The sequence below is a fragment of the Paenibacillus sp. NPDC056579 genome (assembly GCF_042793215.1).
GTDB lineage: Bacteria > Bacillota > Bacilli > Paenibacillales > NBRC-103111 > Paenibacillus_S.
This window is the reverse complement of the sequence record NZ_JBHTVD010000003.1, coordinates 1-26,967: the sequence shown is the minus strand read 5'-3', so window position 1 is coordinate 26,967 and position 26,967 is coordinate 1. Positions and strand designations below refer to the sequence as shown.

32 protein-coding genes and 1 rRNA gene are annotated in these 26,967 nt (G+C 47.1%); 30 read left to right on the top strand and 3 right to left on the bottom strand.

Translation table 11 applies throughout. From position 1 onward, the window contains the following. Positions 1 to 64: 64 nt before the first annotated feature. From sleB to ACFQ88_RS12485, 24 genes are all read left to right on the top strand, one after another. Positions 65 to 868: a spore cortex-lytic enzyme gene (sleB, locus tag ACFQ88_RS12600; RefSeq protein ID WP_379454392.1), complete on the top strand. Its 804-nt coding sequence runs from the start codon at positions 65 to 67 to the stop codon at positions 866 to 868. A gap of 87 nt (positions 869 to 955) precedes the next feature. Beyond that, positions 956 to 2,239, top strand: coding sequence for an EF-P 5-aminopentanol modification-associated protein YfmF (gene yfmF / locus ACFQ88_RS12595; RefSeq protein WP_379454391.1), 1,284 nt, complete (start codon positions 956 to 958; stop codon positions 2,237 to 2,239). Between the two features lie 3 nt (positions 2,240 to 2,242). Further along, positions 2,243 to 3,529, top strand: coding sequence for an EF-P 5-aminopentanol modification-associated protein YfmH (gene yfmH, locus ACFQ88_RS12590; RefSeq protein WP_379454390.1), 1,287 nt, complete (start codon positions 2,243 to 2,245; stop codon positions 3,527 to 3,529). After that, positions 3,526 to 4,284 (top strand): elongation factor P 5-aminopentanone reductase, encoded by a 759-nt coding sequence (gene ymfI, locus ACFQ88_RS12585; RefSeq protein ID WP_239626287.1) that lies wholly within the window; start codon positions 3,526 to 3,528, stop codon positions 4,282 to 4,284. The genes yfmH and ymfI overlap by 4 nt, the downstream gene beginning before the upstream one ends. Before the next feature lie 75 nt (positions 4,285 to 4,359). Further along, positions 4,360 to 4,608, top strand: a complete 249-nt coding sequence (locus tag ACFQ88_RS12580; RefSeq protein WP_239626285.1) for a DUF3243 domain-containing protein — start codon at positions 4,360 to 4,362, stop codon at positions 4,606 to 4,608. A 95-nt stretch (positions 4,609 to 4,703) separates the two neighbouring features. Further along, complete coding sequence (locus ACFQ88_RS12575; RefSeq protein WP_379454389.1) at positions 4,704 to 5,549, top strand: hypothetical protein; 846 nt, start codon at positions 4,704 to 4,706, stop codon at positions 5,547 to 5,549. A gap of 110 nt (positions 5,550 to 5,659) precedes the next feature. Continuing rightward, the gene (locus ACFQ88_RS12570) at positions 5,660 to 6,424 is read left to right on the top strand and encodes a DUF3388 domain-containing protein (RefSeq protein WP_379454388.1); all 765 of its coding nucleotides are present in this window, start codon (positions 5,660 to 5,662) and stop codon (positions 6,422 to 6,424) included. 42 nt (positions 6,425 to 6,466) lie between these two features. After that, positions 6,467 to 7,327, top strand: coding sequence for a helix-turn-helix domain-containing protein (locus ACFQ88_RS12565; protein ID WP_239626278.1), 861 nt, complete (start codon positions 6,467 to 6,469; stop codon positions 7,325 to 7,327). A gap of 76 nt (positions 7,328 to 7,403) precedes the next feature. Next, on the top strand, positions 7,404 to 7,565 hold the full coding sequence (locus ACFQ88_RS12560; RefSeq protein ID WP_239626276.1) for a Sec-independent protein translocase family protein: 162 nt from the start codon (positions 7,404 to 7,406) through the stop codon (positions 7,563 to 7,565). A gap of 112 nt (positions 7,566 to 7,677) precedes the next feature. Continuing rightward, complete coding sequence (locus ACFQ88_RS12555; protein WP_239626274.1) at positions 7,678 to 8,172, top strand: YajQ family cyclic di-GMP-binding protein; 495 nt, start codon at positions 7,678 to 7,680, stop codon at positions 8,170 to 8,172. Positions 8,173 to 8,300: 128 nt separating this feature from the next. After that, on the top strand, positions 8,301 to 9,629 hold the full coding sequence (gene rimO / locus ACFQ88_RS12550) for a 30S ribosomal protein S12 methylthiotransferase RimO (protein WP_379454387.1): 1,329 nt from the start codon (positions 8,301 to 8,303) through the stop codon (positions 9,627 to 9,629). Beyond that, the gene (pgsA, locus tag ACFQ88_RS12545) at positions 9,626 to 10,204 is read left to right on the top strand and encodes a CDP-diacylglycerol--glycerol-3-phosphate 3-phosphatidyltransferase (RefSeq protein ID WP_239626270.1); all 579 of its coding nucleotides are present in this window, start codon (positions 9,626 to 9,628) and stop codon (positions 10,202 to 10,204) included. The genes rimO and pgsA overlap by 4 nt, the downstream gene beginning before the upstream one ends. Before the next feature lie 56 nt (positions 10,205 to 10,260). Then, complete coding sequence (locus ACFQ88_RS12540) at positions 10,261 to 11,502, top strand: competence/damage-inducible protein A (RefSeq protein ID WP_379454386.1); 1,242 nt, start codon at positions 10,261 to 10,263, stop codon at positions 11,500 to 11,502. 234 nt (positions 11,503 to 11,736) lie between these two features. Then, positions 11,737 to 12,786, top strand: a complete 1,050-nt coding sequence (gene recA, locus ACFQ88_RS12535) for a recombinase RecA (protein ID WP_275590420.1) — start codon at positions 11,737 to 11,739, stop codon at positions 12,784 to 12,786. A 68-nt stretch (positions 12,787 to 12,854) separates the two neighbouring features. Then, positions 12,855 to 13,568 carry a RecX family transcriptional regulator gene (locus ACFQ88_RS12530; protein ID WP_239626267.1) on the top strand — a complete coding sequence of 238 codons (714 nt, stop codon included), beginning with the start codon at positions 12,855 to 12,857 and terminating at the stop codon, positions 13,566 to 13,568. Between the two features lie 297 nt (positions 13,569 to 13,865). Beyond that, positions 13,866 to 15,410, top strand: coding sequence for a ribonuclease Y (gene rny, locus ACFQ88_RS12525; protein WP_239626266.1), 1,545 nt, complete (start codon positions 13,866 to 13,868; stop codon positions 15,408 to 15,410). A gap of 92 nt (positions 15,411 to 15,502) precedes the next feature. Continuing rightward, complete coding sequence (locus ACFQ88_RS12520; RefSeq protein ID WP_379454385.1) at positions 15,503 to 16,297, top strand: TIGR00282 family metallophosphoesterase; 795 nt, start codon at positions 15,503 to 15,505, stop codon at positions 16,295 to 16,297. A gap of 140 nt (positions 16,298 to 16,437) precedes the next feature. Beyond that, positions 16,438 to 16,698: a stage V sporulation protein S gene (locus tag ACFQ88_RS12515; protein ID WP_006286829.1), complete on the top strand. Its 261-nt coding sequence runs from the start codon at positions 16,438 to 16,440 to the stop codon at positions 16,696 to 16,698. A 216-nt stretch (positions 16,699 to 16,914) separates the two neighbouring features. Then, entirely contained in the window at positions 16,915 to 17,859 is a 945-nt protein-coding gene (locus tag ACFQ88_RS12510; protein ID WP_239626264.1) for a dipeptidase, read from the top strand. Between the two features lie 228 nt (positions 17,860 to 18,087). Next, positions 18,088 to 19,839, top strand: a complete 1,752-nt coding sequence (locus tag ACFQ88_RS12505; RefSeq protein ID WP_379454384.1) for a 2-oxoacid:acceptor oxidoreductase subunit alpha — start codon at positions 18,088 to 18,090, stop codon at positions 19,837 to 19,839. Then, positions 19,827 to 20,693: a 2-oxoacid:ferredoxin oxidoreductase subunit beta gene (locus ACFQ88_RS12500; RefSeq protein WP_239626261.1), complete on the top strand. Its 867-nt coding sequence runs from the start codon at positions 19,827 to 19,829 to the stop codon at positions 20,691 to 20,693. Before ACFQ88_RS12505 ends, ACFQ88_RS12500 begins: the two co-directional genes overlap by 13 nt. A 131-nt stretch (positions 20,694 to 20,824) precedes the next feature. Next, the gene (pduL, locus tag ACFQ88_RS12495) at positions 20,825 to 21,394 is read left to right on the top strand and encodes a phosphate propanoyltransferase (protein WP_239626259.1); all 570 of its coding nucleotides are present in this window, start codon (positions 20,825 to 20,827) and stop codon (positions 21,392 to 21,394) included. 112 nt (positions 21,395 to 21,506) lie between these two features. Then, positions 21,507 to 22,982: a tRNA (N6-isopentenyl adenosine(37)-C2)-methylthiotransferase MiaB gene (miaB, locus tag ACFQ88_RS12490; protein ID WP_379454383.1), complete on the top strand. Its 1,476-nt coding sequence runs from the start codon at positions 21,507 to 21,509 to the stop codon at positions 22,980 to 22,982. A gap of 39 nt (positions 22,983 to 23,021) precedes the next feature. Further along, on the top strand, positions 23,022 to 23,471 hold the full coding sequence (locus ACFQ88_RS12485; protein WP_239626253.1) for a YlbF/YmcA family competence regulator: 450 nt from the start codon (positions 23,022 to 23,024) through the stop codon (positions 23,469 to 23,471). Positions 23,472 to 23,534: 63 nt separating this feature from the next. Here the strand turns inward: ACFQ88_RS12485 and ACFQ88_RS12480 are convergent, their stop codons facing one another. Together ACFQ88_RS12480 and ACFQ88_RS12475 are read right to left on the bottom strand one after the other, a co-directional pair. Beyond that, positions 23,535 to 23,873, bottom strand: coding sequence for a L,D-transpeptidase (locus tag ACFQ88_RS12480; protein ID WP_379454382.1), 339 nt, complete (start codon positions 23,871 to 23,873; stop codon positions 23,535 to 23,537). A gap of 38 nt (positions 23,874 to 23,911) precedes the next feature. Next, on the bottom strand, positions 23,912 to 24,376 hold the full coding sequence (locus tag ACFQ88_RS12475; RefSeq protein WP_379454381.1) for an Hsp20/alpha crystallin family protein: 465 nt from the start codon (positions 24,374 to 24,376) through the stop codon (positions 23,912 to 23,914). Between the two features lie 153 nt (positions 24,377 to 24,529). Between ACFQ88_RS12475 and ACFQ88_RS12470 the strand changes: the two genes are divergently transcribed. The 5 genes from ACFQ88_RS12470 (at position 24,530) to ACFQ88_RS12450 (ending at position 26,224) form a co-directional block, all read left to right on the top strand. Beyond that, positions 24,530 to 24,769 (top strand): spore germination protein, encoded by a 240-nt coding sequence (locus tag ACFQ88_RS12470; RefSeq protein ID WP_239626245.1) that lies wholly within the window; start codon positions 24,530 to 24,532, stop codon positions 24,767 to 24,769. Further along, entirely contained in the window at positions 24,766 to 24,972 is a 207-nt protein-coding gene (locus tag ACFQ88_RS12465; protein ID WP_239626243.1) for a spore germination protein GerPB, read from the top strand. The genes ACFQ88_RS12470 and ACFQ88_RS12465 overlap by 4 nt, the downstream gene beginning before the upstream one ends. 73 nt (positions 24,973 to 25,045) lie before the next feature. After that, positions 25,046 to 25,678, top strand: a complete 633-nt coding sequence (gene gerPC, locus ACFQ88_RS12460) for a spore germination protein GerPC (RefSeq protein WP_379454380.1) — start codon at positions 25,046 to 25,048, stop codon at positions 25,676 to 25,678. Beyond that, a complete protein-coding gene (locus ACFQ88_RS12455) occupies positions 25,659 to 25,838 on the top strand; it encodes a spore gernimation protein GerPD (RefSeq protein WP_239626238.1) in 180 nt (59 codons plus the stop codon). The genes gerPC and ACFQ88_RS12455 overlap by 20 nt, the downstream gene beginning before the upstream one ends. Positions 25,839 to 25,840: 2 nt before the next feature. Next, positions 25,841 to 26,224, top strand: coding sequence for a spore germination protein GerPE (locus tag ACFQ88_RS12450; protein ID WP_379454379.1), 384 nt, complete (start codon positions 25,841 to 25,843; stop codon positions 26,222 to 26,224). Between the two features lie 63 nt (positions 26,225 to 26,287). On the opposite strand, the gene ACFQ88_RS12445 is transcribed toward ACFQ88_RS12450, so the two are convergent. Next, complete coding sequence (locus ACFQ88_RS12445; protein ID WP_239626234.1) at positions 26,288 to 26,440, bottom strand: hypothetical protein; 153 nt, start codon at positions 26,438 to 26,440, stop codon at positions 26,288 to 26,290. A 428-nt stretch (positions 26,441 to 26,868) separates the two neighbouring features. Here ACFQ88_RS12445 and ACFQ88_RS12440 point away from each other — a divergent pair. Then, a 16S ribosomal RNA gene (locus ACFQ88_RS12440) occupies positions 26,869 to 26,967 on the top strand; the annotation flags it as partial.

Genomic DNA, 26,967 nt, shown 5'->3' with positions numbered 1-26,967 from the left:
TCCTTTCTCATAATAACTTTAAAAAGGTTGCCAATATGAATGTGGGAAAGGTGAGTACAAATCGATGAACAAACGTCTGGTGGTTATAACGTTCTGCTTGATTTTTGTCTTATTCGCAGGGTATCAGCTCAAGCACCGCTTCGAGGTGACGCAAACCTTCAGCAAAAATGATATTAAATACGGCGCTAGCGGTAAAGACGTATACGAGCTGCAAGGCCGGCTGAAGCTGCTGGGCTTCTATTACGGAGATGTAGACGGAGACTTTGGTTACAATACACTGCGTTCTCTCAAATGGTTTCAGTCCGAATTCGGCTTGAAGGTCGACGGCATTGCAGGTGATAAATCGAAGCTGAAGCTGTGGGAAGCAACCAAGCATTATAAACCGACGGCGGATGAGCTTCCACCTTCGACAGGTGCAGGTGCAGGTGCAGGTGGAGGAGCTGCAGCAGGAGGCGGTGGACAAGCCGAGCAGCCTCCGGCGAACAACTTGTCGCCTTCCAATCACCTCGGACTATCGGAAGAGGACATCAATATTATGGCTAACGCCGTATATGGCGAATCCAGAGGTGAGCCTTACATCGGGCAAGTCGCCGTAGCCGCCGTAATTTTGAACCGCGTCAAATCGCCAAGCTTCCCGAATACGGCTACGGGCGTTATATTCCAGCCGGGTGCCTTCACAGCCGTTGCCGACGGTCAAATATGGCTGACACCCAATGAAACAGCCAAACGAGCCGTTAGAGACGCAATCAACGGTCAAGATCCGAGCGGCGGATGCTTATATTACTTTAATCCGGTGACCGCAACTTCGAAGTGGATCTGGACCCGCCCGCAAGTTAAACAAATCGGTAAGCATATATTTTGCAAGTAACGCCGTGAAGAAGTAACCCTTTGTGGTTGCTTCTTCTGTTTCTGAAGGAATATAATGGAATAAAGGATACGAAAGGAGTTTTGTCCGTTGAAAAACATCCAATTTGAGCGAGGCACCGTACGCAATATCCGTGTGCATGTGCTGCCTACGGAGCAATTCAAGACGTACGCCATATCCGTCTACATCGGCACACCTTTGGAAGAGGAAAAGGTTACGCCTACGGCTTTCACCCCTTTCGTGCTTCGCCGCGGCACGCAATCGTTCCCGGAAACGAAGCAGTTCCGCGAACGGCTGGATGATTTGTACGGAGCCGGCTTCGGCTTCGACATTTATAAGCGCGGCGATTATCAGATGGTGCAGTTCCGGATGGATCTTATCCAGGATCAATTTGTGAACAGCCCGGAGTCCCTGCTTCAGAAGGGCATCGAATTTGTCGGAGAAGCGATTACGAAGCCTGCGCTGGAGAACGGCCGTTTTGTAAGCAAATACGTCGATTCCGAGAAAATCACGCTGCAAAAACGAATTCAAGCGATTATTAACGATAAAATCAGATATGCCGCGGAGCGTTGTATCGAGGAAATGTGCAGCCAGGAGCCATACCGTCTACATCCGCTCGGGAAGCTTGACCAGATCGAGCAAATAACGCCCGAGGGGCTGTACACGTACTATCAGCAATGGCTGGAGACGGCTGTTATCGACATTTATGTCGTGGGGCAGACGAACCTGCAGGAAGTGCTGCCGTTAATCGAGAAGAGTTTCGGTATTACTAAAGCATCGGCAGGTCGTTACGCAAGGAAGCCGGAGCATCGGAACGTAGAGCAAGTGAAGGAAGTCATCGAGCGTCTGGACGTCAATCAAGGCAAGCTGAATATGGGGCTGCGAGCTTATACGACATATGCGGATTCTACATATCCAACGATGCTGATGTATAACGGAATTTTAGGCGGTTACCCGCATTCCAAGCTGTTTACCAATGTACGGGAAAAAGCGAGCCTGGCTTATTACGCATCCTCGCGACTAGATGGGCACAAAGGGATATTGACCATTCAATCCGGGATTGAAATCGATAATTACAGCAAAGCGGTCACCATTATCAAAGAACAGCTTGAAGCGATGGCGAAGGGAGATATCAGCGATATCGAGCTGCAGCAGACGAAAGCGATGATTACCGGACATCTGCGCGAGCTGCAGGATTCCGCATTCGAGCTGATTTCTTTCGATTTCAACAACATTTTGTCCGGTGTGGAGCGTACCGTCCCTTCATTAATTAGCGATGTGCTGGCTGTGGACAAAGGGCATATTCAAGAGGTAGCCAACCAGGTGAAGCTCGATACGATCTACTTTTTGCGAGACCGGAAGGGAGGAGAATAAGCGATGCAGGCGATACCATATCCTCATGTCAAAGAAACGCTGTATGTAGAGCAGCTTCCTAACGGCTTGTCCGTGTTCATTTTGCCGAAAGAAGGTTTTCAGAAGACGTATGCGACCTTCTCAACCAAATATGGCTCGATCGATAACCATTTTCAAGTGCAGGGCGGCGAGAAGAAGCAGGTTCCCGACGGTATAGCGCACTTTTTGGAGCACAAAATGTTCGAGGAGCCAACGGGCGATATTTTTGCCGTTTTCGCCTCCCAAGGCGCGTCCGCCAATGCTTTTACGAGCTTTGACCGTACAACGTATTTGTTCTCGGCGACGGAGCATATTCACGAGAATTTGACCACGCTGCTGAATTTTGTGCAAAATCCTTATTTTACGAATGAGAACGTGGAAAAGGAAAAAGGGATTATCGGTCAGGAAATCAAAATGTATCAGGATAATGCCGACTGGAGATCCTATTTCGGGCTTATCGAGACGATGTATCATAACCATCCGGTGCATATCGATATTGCCGGAACCGTCGAATCGATTTCCCACATTACGAAAGAGCTGCTGTACGATTGCTACCACACGTTCTATCACCCGAGCAATATGAGCTTATTCGTGGTCGGCGGCGTGAAGCCGGAGGAGATCATTGAGCTGGTTCGTCAAAATCAAGCGGCGAAGGACTATAAGCCGCAAGGAAATATCGAAAGGTACTTTCAGCAGGAGCCTGCCTCCGTTAAGCAAAAGGAGAAAGTGACAGTGCTTCCTGTGTCGCTTCCCAAATGCTTGTTCGGCTGCAAAGAGCCGAATCAGACCGCACAAGGAAAAGAGCTATTGAAGCGGGAGCTGACTATGAAGGTACTGCTGGATATATTGCTCAGCCCAAGCTCCGCGATCTATCAGAAGCTGTATGACGAGCAGCTCATTTCGGACAATTTCGGAACCGAATATAATATCGGGGAGAATTATGCTTTCTCCGTCGTCGGTGGAGATACGAAGGATCCTAACCTGATGATTTCCAGAATCAAGGACGAAATCGATAAAGTGAAGGAGCAAGGCATTCAGGCGTCGGACTTCGAGAGAAGCCGGAAGAAGAAGATCGGCGGCTTCATGAGACAGCTTAACTCTCCTGAAGCCATTGCCAATGAGTTCACGAAATACCGGTTCAAAGGAATCGAGCTGTTCGACATTTTGCCGGTGTATGAAGAAATGAAGCTGGAAGAGGTTAATGAGCGGCTTCGCGAGCACTTTGACTGGAATCAATTGGCGGTTTCCATCGTAAGAAGCGAGCAGCCTTGAATCAAGCCAGCCGCCCCTTTACGGAGCAAACGGTGCTGATTACCGGCGCCAGCAGAGGGATTGGGGCTTCTATTGCCAAGAGATTTGCCTCGGTTGGGATGAATGTAGTGATTCATTATTTGCAATCCCACGAGGCTGCCAATGAAACGGCTCGCAGCTGCATGAAGCACGGCGCCAAGGTGCTGACAGCTACGGCCGATTTGCGAAACAGAGAACAAATCATGAGACTCCAGGAAAAGCTGGATCATCACAACATGATGCCGGACATCTTGGTTAATAATGCCGGCATCGCGCATTACGGGGTTTTGTCCGACGTTACGGAAGAGCAGTGGGATGAAATTATGGGAATTAACCTGAAAGGCACCTTTCTAACCACACAGCAATTCATGAAACCGATGATAAGCCAGAAGTATGGCAGAATCATCAATGTCTCCTCGATTTGGGGAATATCGGGCGCGTCCTGCGAGGTCGTTTATTCCACGGCAAAGGGCGGTATGAACGCATTTACGAAGGCGCTGGCCAAAGAGCTGGCTCCTTCGGGCGTTACCGTCAATGCGGTAGCCCCAGGCGCTGTGGACACATTGATGATGGCAAATTTTGATTCGGAGGAGAAAGCGGCTCTCGAGAGCGAAATTCCGGTCGGACGGTTTGCCCAGCCTGACGAGATTGCATCGTTGGTGTATTTCCTTGCCCTGCCAGAATCCGGCTACATTACCGGACAAATCATAAGTCCGAACGGCGGCTGGCTCACTTGACGTACTGCATAATTCGCCTCCATTTTGCGAACCTTAGTATTTGTAATGCTACTTTATCTAAGGGAGGCTGACATTATGGCTACTGCGTTGAAAGTGTTTGATCGTTGGAAGGAATTTTTGGGCGAGCGTGTAAACCAAGCTGAAAAATCCGGGATGAGCGAAGAAACCATCAGCAAGCTGGCATTCCAAATCGGTGAGTTTTTGTCCGATAAGGTCGATCCCGAGAACAATGAAGAACGGGTATTGAAGGATCTATGGGATGTAGCCGACGAGCAGGAACGCAAAACGATGGCGAAATTGATGGTTAAGCTTGTAAGCAAATAATGGATTCATTTGAGGCCTCCTTGCATAGGAGGCTTTTCCTTGCTTTTCATGATATACTTAGGTAAAGTATTTCAAGAAAGGCGGCAAGAAGCAGTTTGAGTACATGGAGATGGGCAAGATGGATAACCGTTATTATTAGCATGCTGCTTGTAGTAAGCGGGTGCGGCAAAAACATTCCTGAGATCGATCCGGCACTGGCGCAAAGCAAGCTTTCGGTGCTTGTCATGACAAAACCGAATCTGCAGGAAACGACAAAATCTGCAATTCAGAAAACATTGTTAGCATGGAGGAATACTCAACATATAGCATTCGAATGGATGCCGGACGTCGCTTCGATTTCGGAAGATCAGACGAACAAATTAAAATCGGTGACTTATGATTACATAATCGTTGTCGGGAACGAATTGAACCGGCAAGTCCTGCCAGTTGCAAGCGCGATAGCAGACAAGAAATGGTTTTTGCTGGACGATGCCATATCGTATGATACACCGGCAGTTTCCGCTCCGAATATCAGCTGGAGGCAATCGGGGCCGGCTTTGATGGAGAACCAGTGGGCTGAATGGGTAAAACAGCAGCAGGTGATCGGAAAAACCATCGAATGGGTGACCGTTTCCACGAATCCAATACCCTCGTTATGGGCCCCGTCCGAAGAGGCGGAGCGAATATCCCTATCGGATGCGGAAGGATGGTATCCGCAATTTCAGAATCAGGTGAAGCAGCATGGACCGAGCTGGATCGTCGTATACTCCCCTCTGGAGAACAGCACGCTGCAGCGGATGAAAAACTTGCAGGTGCCTATTATGAACATGGCTTCCACGACTACAGAATTAAAGTGGGATGCCGTCTTTGCCGGTTTATTAAATCAAATGCAAAATAAACAATGGAATGCCGGCTTGAACGGCTATGACCCGCAAGAATTCCAAGTGAACAAGCCTCAATAAACTTTTTACATGAGAGAGCAGGAATTTAGCGAAAATTGTAGAATATTTTCGTAAGATGTTACAAAATATGAATAGATGATCGATTGACATCGAATATGAGGTGTGGATAATTGGAAACGAAACAATGGTACATGGAATATAAAATTCATAAAAACCGCCCGGGCTTGCTAGGGGACGTTGCATCCTTGATGGGGATGCTTGATATAAATATTGTAACCATTAACGGGGTTGAGGACCGCACACGCGGCATGCTGCTCCAAACCAATGATGATGAAAAAGTAGATTTAATGGGTAAAATGTTGAGAAAAGTGGATAATATAACTATAACCGCTTTAAGGGAACCTAAACTGGTCGATATTCTCGCCGTCCGTCACGGCCGATATATCGAGCGGGATTCGGATGACCGTAAAACTTTTCGTTTTACTCGGGACGAGTTAGGTTTACTTGTTGATTTTCTTGGAGAGATTTTTAAACAAGAGGGAAATCAGGTTGTCGGATTAAGAGGGATGCCGCGTGTCGGCAAAACGGAGTCCATTATTGCCGGCAGTGTATGCTCCAATAAGCGCTGGACGTTCGTTTCGTCCACCTTGCTTCGCCAAACGGTTCGCAGCCAGCTGTCGGAAGATGAGATGAATCCTAATAATGTATTTATTATTGACGGGATTGTCTCGACTATCCGTTCCAATGAAAAGCATCATATGCTGATGCAGGAAATTATGGCTATGCCTTCCACCAAAGTGATCGAACATCCGGATATATTTATTCGCGAGTCCCAATATGCTTACGATGATTTCAATTATATTATCGAGCTCCGCAATACCCCGGATGAGGAAATATCGTACGAAAGCTTTATTAACGGCTTCGACGAGTATTAATGGACGGAGTAATATCATTTCAAAACCGAAAGGGGTGAGAACATGACTGATCTTGGTCAACTGCTGCGAAAGGCGAGAACGGAAAAGAAAATTTCGCTGGAGCAATTGGAAGAAACGACTAAAATCCGCAAGCGCTATTTGGAAGCAATTGAAGAAGGAAACTATAAGGTACTTCCGGGTAATTTTTATGTACGGGCTTTCATTAAGAGCTATGCCGAGGCGGTAGGGATGGACCCTAACGAAGTGCTTCGCATGTACCAGAATGTGATCCCGACCCCGGAGCCGGAACACATAGAGCCTATCCGTTCCAAGAGAACGAATCGGAACACCGAGAAAATAGGCAAATATGCATCTACGATCATGATGATCTCTTTTGTAGTTCTCATCTTGGGGATCATCTATTACTACTTGAATATGAATTATACCGGCAAAGCCAATGACGCGAATTCGAACAATGAGCCTAAACGCGTTACGGACAAGGCGGAGCCTGCTCCAACCGTTACCGGAGATGTGTACGGTGTGTCACTGAATGAGAAAAAAGCGGAAGCAACGCCTACTCCAACACCGACACCTCCGCCTGCTCCAAAAGCGGAAGTGAAGTTGGTGAGAAGCCAGGGCGGAACCGATTATTATTCCGTTTCCAATGTCGATAAGCTGAATATTGAAATGAAAGTGACGGGCGACGCTTGCTGGGTGCAGGTCGATTCCTTGGGACAGAAGCGGGAAACGCTGGAATCGGGCACTTACACGAACGGTAAAACGCAAACGTGGGAGATGCCGAACTCGGCCTTCATGATTTTCGGACGTTCGAATGCGGTGGAGCTTACCGTGAACGGAACGGTAGTGTCGGTAGGAGACACTCCTAACGCGAAGCGGATTCAATTCGATCTTCAAAAAGCGTAGGTTTAATAAGCGGCTTTTTGGGACATCCTGTTACCATTTCAGTACAGTTTTTTGCTTAAGGAAAGGGTTGCAGGATATGACCGCCAGTTGGATCGTCGTCGTATTGGGGATTATCGTAAGCTCTTTTGGCTGGTATATAACTCCCGGCGCATGGGGTTACGGTCTGTTTGGGTTCGGGATGGCGCATATCGTGCTGGGGATTATAGATATGTTCCGGTTCTCGCCGAATCATCGGTAATTGAGTTAATCATCGTAAAGACACCGGAGAGCAATGAATTGGCTGCAGGTGTCTTTTTGTGTTATCCTCATGGATGGAGAAAAATTTAGGAAAATTAAGGGGCTGTGGGATCATGAGTAGTTCAGAAAGTTCATTCGATATCGTTTCCAAGATGGATATGCAGGAATTAAATAATGCGATCAACCAGGCGGAGAAAGAAATCAGTACCCGATTCGATTTCAAAAACAGCAAAAGCTCCATCAAGCTGGAAAAAGAAGAGCTCGTCGTCGTCTCGGACGATGAATTCAAGCTGCAAAACGTATTGGACATTTTACATTCGAAGATGGCCAAGCGCGGCATTTCGTTGAAAAACCTGGAGTATGGCAAGGTGGAAGGGGCTTCATCGGCTACCGTTCGCCAGAAGATCAAGCTGAAGCAGGGCATCGATCAAGACCATGCGAAAAAAATTAATATCCTGATCCGCGACTCCAAATTAAAAGTGAAGAGTCAAATTCAAGGAGATCAAATTCGCGTAACTGGAAAAAGCAAGGACGATTTGCAGGAGGTAATCCAGCTGCTTCGCAAGGCGGATTTGCCGCTGGAGCTGCAATTTTTAAATTTCCGCTAGTCCGATGAACAAGCCATTTTTGCCTATTTCAGCAGCGTGGATACGCATGGGGCTTCTTTGACACTTTTGTTACCCATGTATTATACTTGATACTAATATAGTAAGGCTTGAACATTGGAGGATATGAAATGACAGAGAAAGTGAAAGTAGTTACGCTGGGATGCGAGAAGAACCTCGTCGATTCCGAGATTATGTCGGGATTAATTCACGGCCGTGGCTATGAGCTCGTTAATGATAAAGAAGAAGCAACGGTGATTATTGTCAATACATGCGGATTTATCGATGCGGCGAAGGAAGAATCGGTAAATACGATTTTGGATATGGCCGAGCTGAAGCAGACGGCGAATTTGAAAGCTCTCATCGTTTCGGGCTGTCTCACCCAAAGGTATAAGGATGAGCTGCTCAAGGAAATGCCGGAAATCGACGGGATTGTCGGAACGGGTGATTTCCATAAAATCAATGATATTGTGGATGAAGCGCTGGCCGGAAAGAAACCGGTTATGGTCGGAAATCCGGTATTTAATTACGAAGCCTCGCTGCCTCGCCGTGTGACTACACCGCGTTATACCGCTTATGTCAAAATTGCCGAAGGCTGCGACAATGCCTGTACGTTCTGCAGTATCCCTATTATGCGGGGGAAATTCCGCAGCCGGAGCATTGAATCTATTATTACCGAAGTAGAGCAGCTGGCTTCCCAAGGCGTGAAGGAAATCAGCCTGATCGCACAGGATTCCACGAACTACGGTACGGACTTGTACGAGAAGTTCATGCTGCCAGAATTGTTGAATAAAGTAAGCGAAGTGCCGGGAATCGCGTGGGTACGGCTTCATTATGCTTACCCGGGCTTCTTCACGGATGAGCTGATCGAAACAATCGCGAACAATCCGAAGGTATGCAAATATGTGGATATGCCGCTGCAGCACAGCGAAGACCGCATATTGAAAAGAATGAGAAGACCCGGCAGACAGCAGGATGCAAGAGCTCTCATTCAAAAAATTCGCACGCGCATTCCGAACGTTTCCTTGAGAACGTCGCTGATCGTAGGCTTCCCTGGAGAAACCGATTCGGATTTCGAAAACTTGAAGCAGTTTATCCGCGACGTTGAGTTCGATCGTCTTGGCGTATTTTCCTATTCTAAGGAAGAGGATACTCCGGCGGCGCGCCTTCCAGAGCAAGTGGAGGAGGACGTCAAGGAATTCCGCGCCAATACGCTGATGGAAATCCAACGCGAAATTTCCAACATTCGCAACGGCAGCCGCGTAGGCCAAGTTATCGATGTGCTTATTGAAAAGTATGACGGTAGAAGCGACGTATACGTAGGCCGTTCGCAATATGATGCGCCGGAAATTGACGGTGAAGTATTCGTCAAAGGTACGCAGCTGCAAATCGGTGAAGTAGCCAAAGTTCGCATTACCCACTCGTTCGAGTTCGATTTGTCCGGGGAGGTCGTGGCATGAATCTGGCCAACCGGATTACATTGGCGAGGATTTTTCTCGTCCCTATCATCATGTTCTTTTTGCTAGTGAATGTGAAATTTCCTCATATCAAAATAGAACAGTTCGTCATCACCTATAACCAGATTATAGCTGCGCTCATCTTTATCATAGCTGCCAGTACGGATAGTCTGGACGGTTATATTGCGCGCAAAAGAAAATTGGTGACGAATCTCGGTAAGCTGCTCGATCCGCTTGCAGATAAGCTCCTCGTGTCCGCTGTTCTCATTTCCCTTGTAGAGATGGACAAAATTGGGGCTTGGATAGCCATTGTCATTATTAGCCGCGAATTTGCGGTTACAGGGCTGCGGCAGATCGCTCTTGTCGAAGGGGTTGTTATAGCTGCAAGCAAGTGGGGGAAATGGAAGACGGCGACGCAAATTACGGCCATTATCGCCTTGTTGATCAATAATTTCCCGTTCGCCTTCATTAACTTCCGTTTCGATATTTTCGCGAGCTGGGTGGCTGCCATCATCACTTTGTATTCCGGTTTCGATTATTTTATTAAAAATAAACATGTGTTGAATTTCAGCGAATAAAACAGTAGGGTTTTCCTATTGTTTTTTTGTTGATTTCTTGGGAGGAGAAAAAGGATATGAAAGCGGAAATCATTGCAGTCGGCACCGAGCTATTGCTTGGACAAATCGTTAACACGAACGCGCAATTTCTATCGCGCGCTTGTGCGGACTTAGGTGTTAGCGTGTACTTCCAAACGGTTGTGGGAGACAATGAGGCCCGTCTGACCGAGGCGCTTAGACTGGCATCCAGCCGCGCCGATCTGGTCATTTGCACCGGGGGGCTCGGACCTACGCAGGACGATTTGACCAAGGATGCATTGGCCGCATATCTTGGCCGCAAGATTGTGCTCCACCAGCCTTCGATGGATAAAATAACGGACTTTTTCAGCAAGCGCGGCATACATATGGTGGAAAGCAATAAGAGACAGGCTTATATGCTCGAAGACAGCGATCCGTTAGCTAATGATACGGGAATGGCGGTTGGCGTAGCGCTGACCCAGGATCAAACACACTACGTTCTGCTGCCGGGGCCTCCCAAGGAAATGAAGCCGATGTTCGAGCGCTACGCGGCTCCATGGATCGCATCGAAGATGGAAGGCGTTTATCCGCTGTACTCCCGTATGCTGAAATTTGCAGGGATAGGAGAATCTCTCCTGGAGCATGAGCTGCTTGATCTTATTAAGGACCAAACAGACCCTACGATCGCTCCTTATGCCAAAGAAGGCGAAGTGGCGATCAGGCTCACAACCCGATCCGCATCCAAGGCAGAGGCGGACGCCAAGCTGGATCCAGTGGAGAGTGAAATCCGCAAAAGGCTGGGACTGTATATTTATGCGAACGAAGACGTCAGTATCGAGCAGCAGATGGTTGGCATCATGCGCGAAAAGTCATTGAAGCTTGCCGTCGCCGAGAGCTGCACGGGAGGGCTCCTGAGCGATATGCTGACGGCTGTTCCAGGCAGCTCGGCGGTGTTTCAAGGCGGTATCGTATGCTATACGAACGAATGGAAGCACAGACTCCTGGGCGTGCCTCAGGCCGTCCTGGAGGGCGCAGGTGCGCCTGGCGCCGTCAGCGATGTCACCGCTCGCCTGCTGGCAGACAATCTGCTTAAGCAGTCGGACACCGACTACTCGATTGCGATTACGGGAGTCGCCGGCCCGGATGAGTCCGAAGGGAAGCCGGTCGGGCTCGTCTATGTAGCGGTTGCGAAGCGGGATCACGAGACGGTAGTGCAGCAGCTGCAGCTGTCCGGCAGCCGTGAGATGATCAAGCTGAGAGCGGCCAGAAGCGCGCTGTATCAGCTATGGAAGCTGCTTTAGGAGGGTTCGGAACTCTCTATCATTTCTCGTATGGGACTCGGAAAAATAGTGCTTGAAATAGTTTCGCGAAATGTAATATAATAGGTTTAACGGAAGAACCGTAACAATGAATATCCCTTGTTGCGGTTTTTATTTTGACCAGCAATCGAATGTATGTTCGCAAAAAATGCTTGGCAATACAACCAAAACAAGTTATCATGGAAGTAACCAATAAGAGAAAAGGAAGTGACCGTTGTGTCCGATCGGCGCGCAGCTTTAGAAAATGCACTTCGTCAAATTGAGAAGCAGTTTGGCAAAGGCTCCATTATGAAACTCGGTGAGTCCACTCACATGCAAGTAGAAACGATTCCTAGCGGTTCCTTGGCCCTGGATATAGCACTTGGTATCGGAGGGTTCCCGCGCGGTAGAATTATAGAAGTGTACGGTCCGGAGTCTTCCGGTAAAACGACGGTCGCTCTTCATGCGATCGCAGAAGTACAGAAAGCTGGCGGACAAGCCGCTTTTATCGATGCGGAGCACGCATTGGATCCATTGTATGCCAGCAAGCTGGGCATCAATATTGATGATCTGCTGTTGTCCCAGCCGGATACGGGAGAGCAGGCGCTGGAGATCGCTGAAGCACTTGTGCGCAGCGGTGCTGTCGATATCATCGTCATTGACTCGGTAGCGGCACTGGTGCCTAAAGCGGAGATCGAAGGCGAGATGGGCGATTCCCACGTTGGTCTGCAAGCGCGCCTAATGTCGCAGGCATTGCGCAAACTGTCCGGTGCGATTAACAAGTCGAAAGTTATCGCGATCTTCATTAACCAGCTTCGCGAGAAGGTCGGCGTAATGTTCGGTAATCCGGAAACAACGCCGGGCGGTAGAGCATTGAAGTTCTACTCGACCGTACGCTTGGATGTTCGCCGTGTAGAGACGATCAAGCAAGGAAACGATATGGTAGGTAACCGTACACGGATCAAAGTCGTTAAGAACAAGGTTGCGCCTCCGTTCAAGCAGGCCGATATCGACATTATGTACGGTGAAGGCATATCGAAGGAAGGCAGCATTATTGACATCGGAAGTGAAATGGATATTATCCAAAAGAGCGGCGCATGGTACTCCTTCAACAATGACCGTCTGGGTCAAGGACGCGAGAATGCGAAGCAATTCCTGAAAGAGAATCCTCAGATCGCCGACGTTATCGAGAAGAAGATCCGCGAGAACAGTAACTTGATTGTTGCCAACGGCAGCGATCTTACCGACACGGATGAGGATGAGGAAGATTTGCTGGCATTTGAATAAAACCGTAATGGCAGGCACCTTTACCTATGGTATAGGGTGCCTGTTCGTTCATATGGGGTGACAATCTGGTGAGTGAAGATGAAACGAAGGAAGAGGTCGTACATACAGGGACGATATCGAAGATAGAAAGGCAGAAGAGATTCAAGAATAGATATAACTTGTTCATGGATGACCAGTATGCCTTTTCCGTTCACGAGGATACTTTGATCAAGTATAGGCTTGTTAAAGGTTCTGAGATACGCGTAGAGGACTTTAGAGAGATTATTTTTGCCGAGGAGAAGCAGCAGGCTTATTTGTACTCTATCAAGCTCCTATCGTCACGTCTGCGCTCTGAGCACGAAATGAAAGTCAGGCTGAAACAGAAAGGCTATGAAGCGAAGCTGATCGAGCTGACCGTCGATCGTTTACGGAGAGAGCAGTACGTAAATGACGAGCTTTTTGCAGAGCAGTTAACGAAGCAGCGGATCCGGTCGCAGAAGAAAGGCCGCAACTGGGTACGGCAGGAGCTTCAGCATAAAGGGCTGCCGCCTGAACATATAACCAGCGCATTGAGTCAAGTCGACGAAGAGTTGGAGTATAAGATCGCTTTCGACCTTGCATTCAAGAGATACCGGGCGGAGTTCACGGCCGACAGGCAGAAGGCGCGGAATAAGGCGATGGGCTTTCTGCTGCGCAGAGGCTATTCATCCGGTATCGTATCGCGCGTCCTGAGGGATTTGGTTCAAGCATCCGGACAAACTGATTGGGAGGAGCACTATACGGATACATACGATTTGGAGTAATGTAATGCATCTAGCGGGGCGAATTATTTATAAGCATTCGGATATTACCTCCTATTGCAGCAGCGTGACTAGCCGTAGGGAATCATTTCTGCAGGGGACACCTTGACAAGCTTCTTCGACAAAAGATAAAATAATCATGTATATTTTTATACACAGATTCTTCCTGCCAAGCCTGAACAGGAAGTTTCGTAAAAGTAAAATCGCCAATTTTTACTTTATTTTAAAGCTTGTTAAACGGATTAAAAACCATACTGTCCCAAGCTTACCCCTTGGAGAAATGACGAGGAGGTGAACTGGATGCCAAGTCCGGCTATCTGGATCATAATCATCCTCTTAGTTGGTGTAATTTGCTTAGGGATTGGTTATTTTATCCGCAAGTCCATTGCAGAAGCGAAGATTTCTAGTGCTGAACAAGCCGCTGAATTGATTAAGGATAATGCCAAGAAAGAAGCGGAGGCACTGAAGAAAGAAGCGGTTCTGGAAGCGAAGGATGAGATTCACAAGCTCAGAACCGAAGCTGAAAAAGACATTCGTGATCGTCGAAATGAAACACAACGACTAGAGAGACGACTGTTGCAAAAAGAGGAATCGCTGGATAAAAAATTAGAATCTCTGGAGAAAAAAGAAGAGCAGGTCGCCAACAAAGAGAAAAGAATCGAAGAAACCCAGTCGCAAATTGATAATATTTACAAAAATCAAGTTGCAGAGCTGGAGCGGATTTCCGCCCTCACTATGGAGGAAGCGAAGAACATTATCCTCACGAATGTGGAGCAGGAAGTTCGTCATGAGACAGCTCAACTGATCAAAGAAATTGAACAGCAGGCGAAAGAAGAAGGCGACAAGAAAGCCCGCGAAATCATTACCTTGGCTATCCAGAGATGTGCCGCTGATCATGTGGCGGAAACAACCGTATCGGTGGTTTCTTTACCGAATGAAGAGATGAAGGGTCGCATTATCGGACGCGAAGGCAGAAATATCCGGGCGCTGGAAACTTTGACGGGTATTGATCTTATCATCGACGATACACCGGAAGCGGTAATCCTATCCGGATTTGATCCAATTCGTCGGGAGATCGCCCGAACATCCCTAGAGAAATTGGTCGCTGACGGCCGGATCCATCCTGCCCGAATTGAGGAAATGGTGGAGAAGTCCCGTAAAGAAGTGGATGAGCGGATTCGTGAGTACGGGGAGCAAGCTACATTTGAAACCGGAGTTCACGGATTGCATCCGGATCTGATCAAAATTCTGGGACGTTTGAAGTTCAGAACAAGCTATGGTCAAAATGTGTTGAAGCATTCTATGGAAGTGGCCTACTTAAGCGGATTGATGGCTGGAGAGCTCGGGGAAGACGTGACATTGGCGAAACGTGCCGGTCTCCTGCATGACATCGGTAAAGCGTTGGATCATGAAGTAGAAGGTTCGCACGTTGAAATTGGCGTAGAGATTGCCAAGAAATATAAAGAGCATCCTGTTGTTATCAACAGTATCGCTTCACACCATGGCGATTGCGAAGCAACATCGGTTATTGCGATGCTCGTCGGTGCGGCTGACGCATTGTCCGCTGCTCGTCCGGGTGCACGCCGCGAGACACTGGAAACGTACATTAAGCGTCTTGAGAAGCTGGAGGAGATTTCCGAATCGTTCGAAGGCGTCGAGAAATCGTATGCGATTCAAGCGGGACGCGAAGTGCGCGTAATGGTACAGCCGGAGAAGGTGGACGATACGGAAGCATTCCGTCTTGCCCGCGATATAACTAAAAAAATCGAAGGCGAACTGGATTATCCAGGTCACATCAAAGTAACCGTTATTCGCGAAACGCGAGCGGTTGAATATGCAAAATAAGCAACTGCATACACTATGTTGAAAAGTGGCTGAATAAGCCACTTTTCTTTTCCTTAAAAAAGGTTGTCGACAGCAGTGAAGGGAGTCAGGTTATGAGAATATTGTTTATCGGAGACATCGTAGGCTCAGTAGGACGAAAGGCGGTTAAAGCGTGTCTTCCGGGCTTGAAAGCGAAATATAATCCGACCTTTATTATAGCCAACGGCGAGAATGCCGCCGCAGGACGGGGTATTACAGCAGCGATTGCGAAGGAGCTGTTCGAGCTCGGCATTCAAGGGATCACTATGGGCAATCATACATGGGATCAAAAAGACATATTCGACTTTATCGACGATGAGGAGAGAATGGTAAGACCGGCGAATTTCCCTAAAGGCACTCCGGGCAGAGGATTTACGACCATTAAATCCAAAGATCAGGAGCTTGTCATTATCAATATGCAAGGACGGACCTTTTTGCCACCGCTGGATTGCCCGTTTGAAAAAGTGGATTCGATCCTGGAGAAGGTCAAAAAGCGCAATAAATATATTTTCGTCGACTTCCATGCTGAAGCGACTTCGGAGAAGCTCGCTATGGGCTGGCATTTGGACGGAAAGGTATCTGCGGTGGTAGGTACTCATACGCATGTTCAGACGAATGACGAGCGTATTTTGCCGCAAGGAACGGCTTATGTAACGGACGTAGGGATGGTTGGCCCGCGGGATGGTATATTAGGCATGGAAAGAGGGGCTGTGCTGCAAAAGTTCAAAACGCAGCTTCCGGTCCGTTTCGTTGTGGATGAAGGAAAATGGCATTTTCATGCAGTATGCATCGATTTGGATCCTGCTACGGGGCTAGGTAAGAAAGTCCAGCTCATCCGGATGGATGAAGATTCCATATTATTTGAATAATCCAGGGCCTTCAGCACTGAATTGACAAATAATTCGAAATTATTAGTTAGTACGATCTTCGGGAAGAAGGAATTAACGGCTATTTCCTAGAATATGATTAGTACTGGAAGCAATCCATCATTCCCGAGGAGGTACTTTTCATGGAAGTATTAAAAGTTTCAGCAAAGTCCAATCCTAACTCCGTAGCCGGCGCGTTGGCGGGGGTATTGCGTGAACGCGGAGCAGCTGAGCTGCAGGCAATCGGGGCCGGGGCTCTCAACCAAGCTATTAAAGCTGTAGCTATCGCACGAGGATTTGTTGCTCCCAGCGGGGTTGATTTGATTTGCATACCAGCCTTCACCGATATAGTCATCGACGGAGAAGACCGTACAGCTATCAAACTGATAGTGGAGCCGAGATAATCGTCCAAAACTCCATATTCAAGCTTGCTTAACCACCTGTTTACTTAGTAGACAGGTTTTTTTACCTTACAGAGAGATTATATTCGCTTATCTGCTTTAGGACATAACCTCGATAGAGGTTTTTTTCTTTTATCCATTAACGTGTTGAATTGCCGCTTGTCCTATTGTGAAGTGCTGAGTTCGTGTTATCAAATATGCCGAAAAGGGTGATAGAGTATGACAATTATCGATGGTCATTGCGATGTGCTCTACAAAATGTATGAAAAACCGGCTATTGATTTTTACGACCCGCTAAATACAGAGCTTGATGTAAGCTTTTCCAAGCTGGTGAAGTCCGATGTGAAGATTCAGTTTTTCGCCATTTACTTGTCGGAGAAAATTAGGCAGCCGCAATTCGATCATTATTTGGAGTACATAAATATTTTTTATCAGAACGTCGTGAGCAGCGACCGGCTCATGCCTATCAGGAGCCAGGCCGATTTGCAGAAGGTCATGGCCGGGAGTATGAGAGGCGCAGTCCTTACGCTGGAAGGAGCGGATGCGATCCGGGATAATCCTCTCTATACGCAAACCTTGTTCCATCTCGGAGTGCGCTTAATTGGGATAACGTGGAATTATGCGAACTGGGCGGCTGACGGCGTACTGGAGCCTCGTCAAGGAGGTTTTTCAAAAAAAGGGAAAAGATTTATTAAAGAATGCAATGATTTGGGTATAATACTAGATGTGTCTCATTTGTCCGAACAATCATTCTGGGATGTGGCCGACTTATCTCAGAAGCCTTTTGTAGCCACGCATTCCAACGCTAAGGCGGTTTGCCCTCATCCGCGCAATTTGGACGACGAGCAAATCAAGACGTTGATTCAAAAAAAGGGAGCGATCGGCATTACATTCGTCCCCTGGTTTGTAAACAATAACGGAGCTGCCGCGGTGGAGGATTTGGTCCGGCATATTGAGCATATCGGCGCGCTCGGAGGAGGAGGGAATCTGGTCATCGGCTCCGATTTCGACGGGATTGATCAGTGGATTCCGCATCTGGAGAACGCCGGGAAGTTTGATTACTTGGCGCAATGCTTAAGCAAGTATTACAAAGATCAATGGATCGAAGACTTCTTTTATCGCAACTGGCTGCGGTTTTTGCAAACCAATTTGCCGGCAATCTGACTTTTATCTGGATTGGATATATATGAAGGTTTTATTGATCTAATTGTGATATGGATATCATCTAAAAATACTATCTTTAAAAATAGATGAAACCACTTGCTTTTTACCATGTAAAGTCATAAAATTTGGTTGACAACTGAAAGAAATTTTTTATCCATTTGTAAAATTTCTTTGAACCATAAGTTGATCTGTTGCAATGTCAGTGACAATTAAAAGGAGTGGACAACGGTGATTAGCCAATTATCTTGGAAGATCGGAGGACAACAAGGGGAAGGTGTTGAGAGTACCGACAAAATCTTCTCGACGGCGTTAAACCGTCTTGGATATTACTTGTACGGATACCGTCATTTCTCCTCTCGTATTAAGGGGGGACACACCAACAACAAAATCAGAATTAGTACGAAACCAATTCGTGCAATTTCCGATGACTTGGACATCCTTGTTGCATTTGACCAAGAAACAATCGATTTGAACGCGCATGAGCTTCGTGAGAACGGCGTAATTGTAGCAGACGCCAAATTTAATCCTGTTGTACCTGAAGGTATCAAAGCTCGTATGTTCCCAGTGCCAATTACGGCGATCGCTGAAGAGCTCGGAACATCCCTATTTAAGAACATGGCTGCTTCCGGCGCATCTTGGGCATTGCTCGGTTTGCCTTTGGAAGTTTTTAATAAAGCGGTTGAAGAAGAGTTCGGACGTAAAGGTCCGGCTGTCGTTGAGAAAAACATTGAAGCGGTTCGCAAAGCAGCTGAATTCATTCTGGAAATGAACGGCGGTCCATTGCCAGAGTTCCAGTTGGAGCCTGCTGACGGTAAGCAAAAGCTGTTCATCATCGGTAACGATGCTATCGGTTTGGGTGCGGTTGCCGCAGGATGCCGTTTTATGCCTGCATACCCGATCACACCTGCTTCCGAGATCATGGAATATTTGATCAAAACATTGCCTAAGTTCGGCGGTACCGTTATCCAAACGGAAGACGAAATTGCTGCCGTAACCATGGCTATCGGCGCTAACTATGGCGGCGTTCGTACGATGACTGCATCTGCAGGCCCTGGTTTGTCCTTGATGATGGAAGCAATCGGTCTTGCCGGTATGACGGAAACTCCGGTTGTTATCGTGGATACGCAACGCGGCGGTCCAAGTACAGGTCTTCCTACCAAGCAAGAGCAATCCGACGTGAATGCCATGATCTACGGTACGCACGGTGAAATTCCGAAAGTGGTTCTTTCCCCGTCCACTATCGAAGAGTGCTTCTACGACACGATCGAAGCGTTCAACATTGCTGAGAAGTACCAAGTTCCGGTTATTTTGCTGACCGACCTGCAGTTGTCCCTCGGTAAGCAGTCCAGTGAGATGCTGGATTACAATAAAATCGTTATCGACCGCGGACGGTTGGTTCAAGGTGAATTGCCTCCTACCGAAGAGAACAAATTGTTCAAACGTTACGAGTTCGCTCAAGACGGCGTATCTCCGCGTTCAATTCCTGGTCAGAAATATGGTCTCCACCATGTTACCGGCGTAGAGCATGACCAAGAAGGCCGTCCATCGGAAAGCACGGAAAACCGTAAGAAAATGATGGATAAACGTATGGATAAAATGAAGCACATCAAAGTTGCGAATCCGATTCTGGTTGACGCTCCTCATGCTGAAGCGGACTTGCTTCTTATCGGTATGGGCTCTACAGGCGGTACGATCGACGAAGCACGTGCACGTCTGGAGAAACAAGGCATCAAAACAAATCACGTAACGGTTCGTTTGCTGCATCCGTTCCCGGTTGAGGAATTGAAGCCGCATTTGGAAAAAGCAAAAACTGTCGTAGTAATCGAAAACAACGCAACGGCTCAATTGGCTTCCTTGATCAAATTGAACGTTGGTTATGCAGATAAAATCAAAAGCTTGCTGAAATACAACGGTAACCCGTTCTTGCCGGCAGAAATCACTACATTTTGTCAGGAGTTGAGTCCAGTATGGCAACGTTAAAAGATTTTCGCAATAATATTAAACCTAACTGGTGTCCAGGGTGCGGTGACTTCTCCATCCAGGCCGCAATCCAAAGAGCTGCTGCCAATGTAGGATTGGAGCCGGAGCAGCTGGGCGTTGTATCCGGTATCGGCTGTTCCGGGCGTATCTCCGGTTATATCAATGCATATGGCTTCCACGGTGTACACGGCCGTTCCTTGCCAATCGCACAAGGCTTGAAAATGGCTAACCGCGAATTGACGGTTCTTGCTGCTGGCGGCGACGGCGACGGTTTCGCGATCGGTATGGGCCACACGGTTCATGCTATCCGCCGTAACATCGACATTACTTACATCGTTATGGATAACCAAATTTACGGCTTGACGAAAGGTCAAACTTCGCCGCGAAGCGCTGAAGGCTTCAAGACGAAAAGTACGCCGTCAGGCTCTATCGAATCCGCATTGTCTCCGCTTGAAGTTGCTTTGGCGGCAGGTGCTACCTTCGTAGCCCAATCGTTCTCCAGCAATCTGAAGCAGCTGACTTCTTTGATCGAAGCGGGTATGAAGCACAAAGGCTTCTCCTTCATCAACGTATTCAGCCCATGTGTTACGTTTAACAAAGTGAACACATACGACTGGTTTAAAGAGAACATCGTTGATCTGGAAGAAACTCCGGACTACGATCCTAGCAACCGTGTAATGGCTATGACCAAAATCATGGAAACTAACGGTTTGCTGACAGGCTTGATCTATCAAGATACAAGCAAAACCAGCTATGAAAACCTCGTTACTGGTTTCAAAGAAGAAGCCTTGGCGAAACAAAACATCAAAATCACGGAGCAAGAATTCGAGAAATTGATGGCAGAATTTAAATAATTTTATGAACTTTACGAAAGCATGCGGCGCTGCCGTATGCTTTTTTCATTGCCTTACGTTATAATCAAGAGGAGATTTGGCATAATGGAAATGGTACATAGAAACAATGACAAAATGCGGGGTGTTAAGAGATGAAGCAAGTACCTGTAGGCGTTTCGGCCAGACATATACATTTGTCGGCAGAGCACATCGAACAATTGTTCGGCAAAGGGTATCAACTAAGCGTTCTTAAGGATTTATCTCAGCCTGGACAATATGCAGCACAGGAGACTGTGGCCGTTGTCGGACCGAAGGGCCGATTCGATAAAGTAAGAATACTGGGACCGGCAAGAGGCAAAACCCAGCTGGAAGTATCCCGGACCGATGCGTTTACTCTCGGCTTGAATCCGCCTGTGCGCGAGTCGGGTAACATTGCCGGTACGCCGGGCATTACGGTTATTGGGCCTGCCGGACAAGTAGATATACCGGAAGGCGTTATAGTAGCGGCGCGCCATATTCATTTTCATACGGAGGATGCGGCACGCTTCGGGATTGCGGACAAGCAGCAGCTCACCGTGCGAGTGGAAGGCGAACGGCCGCTTATTTTTGAAAAGGTTATTGCCCGTGTATCGGACCAATATGCTCTGGACATGCACATCGATACGGATGAAGCGAACGCGGCTGGAGTGAAAACCGGCGATGTCGCGGTAATTTTATCATAAGCTGAGCAGTTTATTCGTTCCTTCTGAGCTGTGATTTTCTTTGAAATTATTGCTGTAATAATGATATAATCAAAGGTATGATCTTTGCAGCTTATTTCAGGAGGAACGTCTTATGACAACAAAGAATCGATCTGAAAAGGATTTTTCTATATATTTTCAGCCTCCTTCTCTGACCGATGCCAAAAAGAGAGGGAAGGAAGATATCAAGGTTCATTATAACTTTGAAATTCCGGAAGATATGCAGCAATTCGGCAAGGACAAATACTATTTGATCCAAACGTACGGCTGCCAAATGAACGAGCATGATACGGAAACGATCATGGGCTTGCTGGAGCAAATGGGCTATAAAGCTACCGATGACCGCAGACAGGCGGATGTGATCCTGCTCAACACCTGTGCGATCCGTGAGAACGCCGAGGATAAAGTGTTTGGCGAGCTCGGACATCTGAAGCATTTGAAGGCGGAGAAGCCATCGCTTGTGCTTGGCGTATGCGGCTGTATGTCGCAGGAAGAAGCCGTCGTCAACCGGATTATGCAAAAGCACGCCTTCGTCGATCTGATCTTCGGAACGCACAATATTCATCGACTTCCGTTTTTGCTGAAGGAAGCTTTTTTCAGTAAAGAAATCGTCATCGAGGTATGGTCCAAAGAAGGAGATATCGTCGAGAATCTTCCCAAGAAGCGGGAAGGCATCAAAGCCTGGGTGAACATTATGTATGGCTGCGATAAATTCTGTACGTACTGTATCGTTCCCTATACCCGCGGAAAAGAGCGGAGCCGCAGACCGGAGGATGTATTGGCGGAAGTCCGGGATTTGGCCCGACAAGGCTTCCAGGAAATAATGCTTCTCGGTCAAAACGTCAATGCTTACGGCAAAGACTTCGAAGATATCGAATACCGGTTCGGCGATTTGATGAACGATATTTCCAAAATCGATATTCCGCGAGTCCGTTTCACGACTTCGCATCCGCGCGACTTTGACGATCATCTGATCGAAGTTCTTGCTCAAAAAGGCAATCTGGTAGAGCAAATCCATCTCCCGGTCCAATCGGGAAGTAATGAGATTTTGAAGCGGATGAGCCGTAAATATACACGTGAGCATTACTTGGAGCTGGTGGCCAAGATCAAACGGGCGATTCCGGATGTCGGGCTTACGACCGATATTATCGTCGGTTTCCCAGGGGAGACGGATGAGCAGTTCGAGGATACGCTGTCTCTCGTGAAAGAAGTGAAGTACGACAGTGCATACACGTTCATTTATTCGCCGCGGGAAGGGACTCCGGCTGCAGGCATGGAAGACGATGTGCCGATGCAGGTCAAGAAGGAGCGCTTGTACCGTTTGAACGCCGTTTTGGCGGAATTCAGCAAGGAAAGCAACGAAAGCATGAAGGACCAGGTGTTGGACGTTCTTATCGAGGGAGAGAGCAAGAACAACTCCGACGTATTGGCAGGACGTACTCGTACGAACAAGCTTGTACACTTGGCTGGACCTAAAGATTTAATCGGCAAGATCGTTCCGGTAAAAATAACAGATGCCCAAACCTGGTATATTAAAGGAGAATGGGTACCGGAGACGATCGCACAATAAATGCGTAAAAAATTTACATGTTGAGGGGCGTGACCGGCCATGTCGGGACAACATCACCACGATCATAACCATGATCATAATGAAATGCAGTGCAGCGGGATGGAGACTTACACCAATACGGAGATGATCGTCCGTGAGGATATTATAGATAAGGCCAAAGAGCTGGCGGAGCTGCTTTCGACGTCGAATGAAGTTCAATTTTTCCAAAAAGCGGAATCTCAAATTTCGTCGAACGATCAGATTCAAACGCTTATTAGCGCCATCAAGAAAAAGCAAAAGGAAATCGTTGCTTTCGAATCGTTTGAGAACAAAAAAATGGTCGATAAGATCGAAAAGGAAATTGAAGATCTGCAGGATCAGCTGGACAACATTCCTATCGTCAATGAGTTCAGACAATCTCAAGAGGATATCAATTACTTGCTTCAGCTGGTAATGTCCGTTATTCGGGACAGCATTTCCGAGAAAATTACGGTAGAATCAAGCAAATAAGCCATAGCCACTAAGCCACTTTGTTATTATAAATAGCAAAGTGGTTTTTTGCTGTGCGCAGTTTTACTCTCGAATCGTTACCCGGGTACCGATAGGAACAAGTGAAGCCAATGCTAACACATCCTCGTTATACATCCGGATACATCCATGCGAAACGAGATGTCCGATAGAGGAAGGATCATTGGTTCCATGGATTCCATAGTGAGGGCGAGACAGCCCCATCCAGTAGACGCCGAAAGGTCCTCCGGGGTTGGGGGCTTTATTAACAATGGTATATTCGCCTATCGGAGTTTGGGTCAATACCTTCCCGATCCCGACAGGGAACCCTCGTACGACTACGTCATCGTTCAGCAAATAGAGCATCCGGTCAGACAAATCAACGATAATTCGATACATCGGCACCACCTCATTACCTTGACTCTTATGGATTGTACAATGGCTTATAAGTAGCGTACGTTAACTTCATGATACGATTTGTTGATTTTTTTCTTTTTCATTTTTATTTGTAGGATTCCGTCTTTATAGGAAGCTCTGCTTCCACTAGGAATAACATGACAAGGGAGCTTGATAATCTGCGCTTTATTTTTCACTAAGCCTTCGATTTTGATTTGATCTGTCCTTATCTTAACGTTCGGATTCGCTTGGTCGTTCATTTTCAGCTTAACAATGACGTAATTATGCGTCTCGAATACCTCAGCCGTATGGTTCGAGGAAGGATTCGGCTCATGACCCCCCCACTTTTTTGGAATGCTTTTCTCCAGCACTTTCTCCACATAATCTCCGACCCATGAAGTATCTTTCCACATCTCCATCTGTTGCTTGGAAGGCAGAGCGGGGAGTTTGGATCCAAGTATCGATTCAAGTGCTTCCCACCGGGCTTGGTTCATGCTATCGTCGCGGCTCATCGTCTTCCACCTCCATTTGCCTACTTGAAGTTCAACTCAGTATATGTAAAGAGCGATCCGGGTGACACACCTCATGAAATGCACCGGAGCAGAAAGTAGCAATAGGCTCATAACTACATACAATGACAGTAAGAAGAACAAAGGAGATCGCTTATGCCATCGATTGTCGGTAATATCAAAATTCTAAGCGTCGGGCCCAGCTCTATCGTGCAGATAGGCGATGCCGTGCAACTGTCTCCTCAAAGCACTTCCAAAACCTATGCAGGGGCAGGCTCATTCAATATCGGGGATCTTCCGACTACCAATAACGCGATCAGCAATACGAATACCAACGATCCGGATTTATTTGATTCTATTCAAAAGAATGTCGGAAATCAGGGGGTAGCTGGATGAATCTGATTGTCAATCAGCATATTGTAATCCATCAGCTGCGGGTCGACAGCGTATCCAACTCATCGGTTCTGCAAATCGGCAGTGCAGGGATGATTAAGCCGCTTTCCAATTTATATAATTCGGGAGGTTTCACAGGGCCAGCCCCGGAGTCCGGATCTTCGGAAGAAACTGCAGCACTAGTTCCGCTCCCAAATCCTAGTTGAAGGAAAATTGCAGTATGGGCATACACCCAGACATACCAAGCTGCATAACCTGTTACGGAAGGGTGGTGAGGCTATGTCAACGTGGCACGAATGGGTGCAGTACTGCCAAGACTTGCATCGATTTATCCAAGCCCAGTCCAGAAAGATTGACACAATGGAAAAAGAGCTCGATTCCGTCAAAACGGAATTAAACTCATGGAAAGATCAAAAACGAATTCATATTGACAAAATTGAATATAAATTTGACCAATTAAAGGTCGAAAAGCTCGACGGCACACTGAATATAGGACTCACTCCTCAGACGGTCGAAGATATGGCGGTAGAGGTAGAGCAGAAGTCGGGTACGGATTCAGGAGATAAGCCTGCTCAGCCTACTTCAGAGCTGCAGGAGAAGATTAATAGCGAGCTTCAAGCGTACCTTCAGAAGGACGTACCTAAGAAGATAGAAGATCTCGAGGACCGGACCGGAGTTCAATTGGATCCATGGCACCGGAAAATGATACAGAATGATCTCGGAAAGCAGATGGGGCAAAGAATGATGCATTATTTGAAGCAATTGGAGCAAGGGGCGACCGTAGATCAGCTTAGTTCTATAAAAGATTCCGTGCTGTTCCGGACGAAACACGATTTGATTGCAGCTATCGAAAGCTACTTCAGCAAAATGCCGAAAGAGGATGGGGAGAAAGATGAACTTTCAAGTAAATAATAAAGAGCTATGCGTAGGAGAGATTAAGATTGCCGGAGTGTCGATTTCATCGGTCGTTCTGATAGGGGATACTGAGCAAATCGTATTATCCTCACTGTACGATACGCCGCCTGAGTCATTGATTGTCGGTGCGTCGGCTCCTGTGTCACCGGCGAAATAATGATGGTACGCTGGTCATTAGTTCGTTTCTTAAAAGTCAACAGTGTTTCTCAAGGCTCTATATTGCAAATCGGCGATAACCAGACCGTGCAGCCGGAAGCTAAAGTACTGAATGTTCAGCGCGAGGTGGCGCATGATAACGGAAATGAAGTCGATATGGACGCATACGCTTCGTACTCTCGTGAAATTCCGGAAGTAACTGTACATGAGCCCGTTACGATGAGCGTTCATAATGAATGTGACTACATTCAAGTCGGGATAGTAAGGATACTTAGCGTATCTACTTCAGGAGTTGTACAGATAGGGCAAAATGAGAGGATCGAAGCGGTGTCAAGAGTGAAGCGTATTCGTCAAATGAATACTGCTGTGGATAAAAAGCAGGACTGAACATCGATAGGGGCTTCCTGAGCGTTAATTATTGTTAGCGGCAGGAAGCCTCGGCTATTTCACTTAAGCCTGCTGTTTATCGCCAATGGACTTCTGCTCCGAATAGGCGATCAGAACGATGTTTTCATTAGCAACGGTGCGGAGTTTTTGTTCAAGCTTCTGAATTTCGGTTAATACATCGGGATCTAAATGGGCTAAAGTAAAATGCTGGTTCACTGTAACTACCTCCAATATCGATATACCTTTATTGTGTCCATAAGAAAAATCCTTTATATAAGGAAGAAGAAGCCATTTTCTATATTTATTCATGAACGGTCATCTAATGATACCTGATAGAAAAAAGTCTAGATAAAAAGTTGCAATTATAGCAGTAACGTGATATATTATGAGTCTGTCACTTTTCAAAAATTAATAAATTGTAAAGCCTATGAAATATTCCACAAAAAAAGCTTGCAATGTGATAGTGAAATGTGATATATTGAAATTCCGGTCGTTAATGAGAAGTCAAAAACGATCGAAAAAAGAAACGATTGTCCTTTGAAAACTGAACAACGAGTGAGTGTTAAATAGAGAATGCAAATTCTCGCTAGCATTGAATTTTGAGCTTAAGACAAGCTCTGTTATACGGTCGCTTCGGCGACACTTTAATGGAGAGTTTGATCCTGGCTCAGGACGAACGCTGGCGGCGTGCCTAATACATGCAAGTCGAGCGGTCCCTTCGGGGATAGCGGCGGACGGGTGAG